At 50.0% G+C, this 4,070-nt stretch carries 3 protein-coding genes; all 3 read right to left on the reverse strand.

Annotated elements, in window-relative coordinates:
• Window positions 1–596: 596 nt before the first annotated feature.
• The gene (locus PHV74_15265; protein MDD5095713.1) at window positions 597–1,511 is read right to left on the reverse strand and encodes a tetratricopeptide repeat protein; all 915 of its coding nucleotides are present in this window, start codon (window positions 1,509–1,511) and stop codon (window positions 597–599) included.
• Between the two features lie 228 nt (window positions 1,512–1,739).
• Entirely contained in the window at window positions 1,740–2,486 is a 747-nt protein-coding gene (locus PHV74_15270) for a class I SAM-dependent methyltransferase (GenBank protein ID MDD5095714.1), read from the reverse strand.
• 228 nt (window positions 2,487–2,714) lie between these two features.
• Window positions 2,715–3,329 carry a hypothetical protein gene (locus PHV74_15275; protein ID MDD5095715.1) on the reverse strand — a complete coding sequence of 205 codons (615 nt, stop codon included), beginning with the start codon at window positions 3,327–3,329 and terminating at the stop codon, window positions 2,715–2,717.
• Window positions 3,330–4,070: the final 741 nt, after the last annotated feature.

Genomic DNA, 4,070 nt, shown 5'->3' on the forward strand with positions numbered 1-4,070 from the left:
GCCCCCACCCTTCGGTATTCCGCAAGTATCCTCCATGTATGTCGTTCACTTAATCCCAAGACGTAGGCCGCCTCCCCTACCCCCATCCACCCCTCCAATACCAGATTGAGTTTCTGTAATCTTCCTTGTTCTTTCTGTGTCAATGTCAGTCCTTTCATGACTGACATTTTCCCTGATCAGTTAGTCACTGACAATAATTGTAGAACAACGACAAGACTTCGTTAGCTTCGGGCGAAGGCCCCCCTTTTTCGAGAAACAGGCCACATCCAAGGGTCGCATCAGATAGATACTGGTGCGTGACGTTCCCAAAGTACCGTGGTCTGGGAAGCGATACCGGTATGTTTCTGGGACGAGACCCTTCGAGGTCTCATCCGCTAAAAAGCGGAAATAGAGCCCCTATACGTGTTTGGTGCAGACACTTGGTCTGCGATCCCAAACTAAACAGCGAGTCGGAATATCGATCAGTCAGGAGTAGCCTTCATACCACGAACAAAGGGTTGACCGAACCGGCGGTTCGGTCAAAGGGGGGCGGTTTGCCTATTGACAAGGGGAGGCCTTATACGTGTTGGGTTGCCCCTTCCTTCCCTTAAAACCTCCTATTTTGCGGAAAGGCGTTGAATTGCATCGCGGGCCATCTGCATCACTTGGGCATCTTCAGTCAGCGTGAGGACTTTTTGAAAGTCAGCAAGTGCAGCCTGAGTATTCCCCAATATTTCATAGGCAAAACCGCGCTTGTTATATGCAGTGGCAAGTGTAGGATCAAGTTCAATGGCTCTGTTGCAGTCGGCCAAGGCCAGACTCCCGTCTCCTTTTCTCAGATAGGCCTGAGCTCTTAGTTCATAAGCACATGCCAGACTGGGATCGGTAACAATAGCTTTGGTGAAATAAGCTATTGCTTCATCAGGCTGTCCATTGATTAGCGATTGTAAGCCTTGGTTATAGTCTGAATTTGTGTTACAAGACATCGCTTGAGTGTTTGATTGCGATGAACTTGGCCCTGCGGAAAGGCGTTGAATTGCATCGCGGGCCATCTGCATCACTTGGGCATCTTCAGTCAGCGTGAGGACTTTTTGAAAGTCAGCAAGTGCAGCCTGAGTATTCCCCAATATTTCATAGGCAAAACCGCGCTTGTTATATGCAGTGGCAAGTGCAGGATCAAGTTCAATGGCTCTGTTGCAGTCGGCCAAGGCCAGACTCCCGTCTCCTTTTCTCAGATAGGCCTGAGCTCTAACCTCGTAAGCGGACGCCAGACTGGGATCAGACTCAATAGCTTTGGTGAGAGAGACTATCGCTTCATCAGGTTGTCCGTTGATGAGTAATTCTATGCCTTGGGTTATATGAATGTCTTCTTCAGATATTGGTGACACTGTTTGTATATTCGACGGTGTCGAATTCGGAGATTGAGGGGTTACTACCTTCTCAACATATTCAGTGTTCTCGTCGTTGCATCCGATCAGACATAGCCCAATGAACATAATGAGCAAGATTACACTAATAAGACGGTATTTCATTGATAACTCCTTTGACACTCAGTCTTCAAGAATGGCCGGTTTTCAAATTGGGCTGCTTGTTGAACAGTTTTAGTCTGTTTTTGCGTGATGACTGAGATAGAGCAGGCAAAAATCTGAAGAGATGTCAAACTCATCTGCTCTCGCTTGTTTTGCACCGTCAGCTGATTCCCTTCATCCCGGCTTCTATGCGCGATGCCCTCCCCGCAAGTACGCCCCAGCTGCCTCACATCACCGCGCCATCAGCGCGAACACGCCCCAGCCCAGGTATTCACGCGTGTACGTGGCGTAGCGTTCGGGTTCCGATGTTAGTTTGGGTCGAATATCTTTCGCGAAGTCATCGTCGGGATTCGCTTCGAGCCATCGACGCATGGTGAGCCACTTGGCCGCCTCGTACCTGTCCCAGCCTTCCTGGTCTGCCAGAACCATTTCTACGACGTCGTAGTCGAGGTCGCCGAAAGACGCGAGAAGTTCTGGAAGCATGAGATAGTCGGAGATCGAACCGGCAAGGCATCCTTTGGCAACGTCTTCCGTCGGCGGTAGCTGCACCCAGTATGGCTCGCCGATGAGGATGATCCCTCCGGTGCGGAGGCTCTCCGCCAGAAGCTCGATGGTGCCGACTACGCCCCCGCCGATCCACGTGGCACCGAGACAGGCTGCCACACCGACCTTTTCGTCGGCGACGTAGCCGGCAGCGTCGCCGTGAATGAACTCGACTCGGTCAGCGACGCCGAGTTCTTCAGCGCGGAGTTTCGCTTGCTCGGTGAACAACTGGCTCATGTCGATACCGGTACCAATGATTCCGAAATCGCGTGCCCAGGTGCACAGCATCTCGCCCGAACCGCTGCCGAGGTCGAGCACACGGGTCCCCGGTTCCAGGCGCAACGCCTTGCCGAGAGTGGCGAGCTTTTCGGGTGTGAACGGGTTATGAATGCGGTGAGCACTTTCGGTGATGTTGAAGATTCGTGGAATGTCCACTATAGAAACCTCCTTACGTGAATTCTGCTTCATTCAGTTCAACTACAGTTTTCATATTCTCTACTTCCGCACAAGACAGCGCCGCGCGCAAGCAGCACAACGTCCGAATTGAGCCGCCCCAAGAGATATGCATGCCGGCCTTCGTTTTGTGACTGCCCCCGGATGATTGATCAGTTTGACTTAAAAATTGACGCTCTTGGGGTCGCGCTCCAGGAGTTGTTATGCGTTCTAATCTCCATAGAGTTCGAATATCAGAAACTCAACCGCTCTCTGTGGCGTAACTTCGTAATTGAAATGACTATTGAAGTATCCATTAACTGGTCTGAGAACATCTTTCTCGAAATCTGCCCTCGCGATTAGTTCGCCAACTGATATCCGATAAGACCTGTAGCAAGAAGATTTGTTCGCCTCTGAATAGACCGGTTTCTTCTTATCTTTTATGCCGTTCAAATGTTTATATATGTTGGTATCATAGATTGGGAATGAATTCGGATACTGAAAGTGAAGGAACTTGGAAGCACCGATGAAGGAACCATTGAGGGCAGCAGCGACACGGGCCGTGGCTTCTTCTTTGCCAGATTCGTCCATTCGTCCGGTCAAGGATTTGAGCATGGTTACAGCTGGTCCAATTGCCCCCTCTTTCAACATCAGCACGTTCGGCATCCAACTGTACACAATTGCCGCCCGAATCGTAAAATCACTGTTGGTGTTAAGTGCTGAAGATCGGAAGAAGTCTAGATAAATAGGATAGCTTCTCAGATATCCGAGCCTTCTTGAATCAAGGTAAAGTGACTCTATCTTTTGGGCTGCCTCAACGATCTGTTTGAAACCTATTTTTTTCACCCAGTCTCCTTAAAACGCATAACGTTGGAGCTAACCCGCGCTCAACCGACTTCCGCTTCTGGATGACCTTTTTCTGCCTCCGACTGATGCTCAAAAACTGACGCTCTTGGCGTCGGGTTGAGTGACTTGTTAGCTTGTGCCCTGTTTTTCTCCGACCGGCTTCCGTTTTTTATCCGATTCCCCAGGGAGCCCGGCGCTCAAAATGCCTTCCCAGTTTCACAGGCGAAATTGAGATAACTCAGATACTCCGATAAGAATGGCTTCCCTGATTCTCTTTGAGCGCCGGGCTCCCGAACAGATGCCGACTTTTGCCTCAATTGGCCCGCTCTTATTCTGGCCGACCTTCCTGCCACCGGAAGCTGATTGACCACTTTTGCTGGATGCCGCCGCACCAATGCGCTGGTTTCCTTTGTCTTCCCAGCCAGCCTTCACCTTTGTAGGAAACGCTGGCTATCCTTCATTCAAAAGCGGCGGTATATCCTCTTTCTTTTTCAAAAATAGGTTCTACCAACGACAAGCTAACAATTGATAGATTGCACATTATCCCTCTGTATGGGATTATGAGGACAAAATGCACTCTAATACCATAACGTTATACTCATCTGGCTACCTAGGTTACCTCTGATTAAGTCCCGAATCATGCGATAATAATGGCAGACTACTTCAAGGAGACCTGCCGTGATAAATGGACCCACATTTGCCAGCCTGGCCTATGACAATAAGAAGAAGAGGACTCGCCGG

The sequence above is a fragment of the Dehalococcoidia bacterium genome (assembly GCA_028711995.1).
Taxonomy (GTDB): domain Bacteria; phylum Chloroflexota; class Dehalococcoidia; order SZUA-161; family SpSt-899; genus JAQTRE01.

Excerpts from the sequence above, each read along its gene's own strand:
- PHV74_15265 (MDD5095713.1), bottom strand. The coding sequence starts at position 1,511 with ATGAAATACCGTCTTATTAGTGTAATCTTGCTCATTATGTTCATTGGG.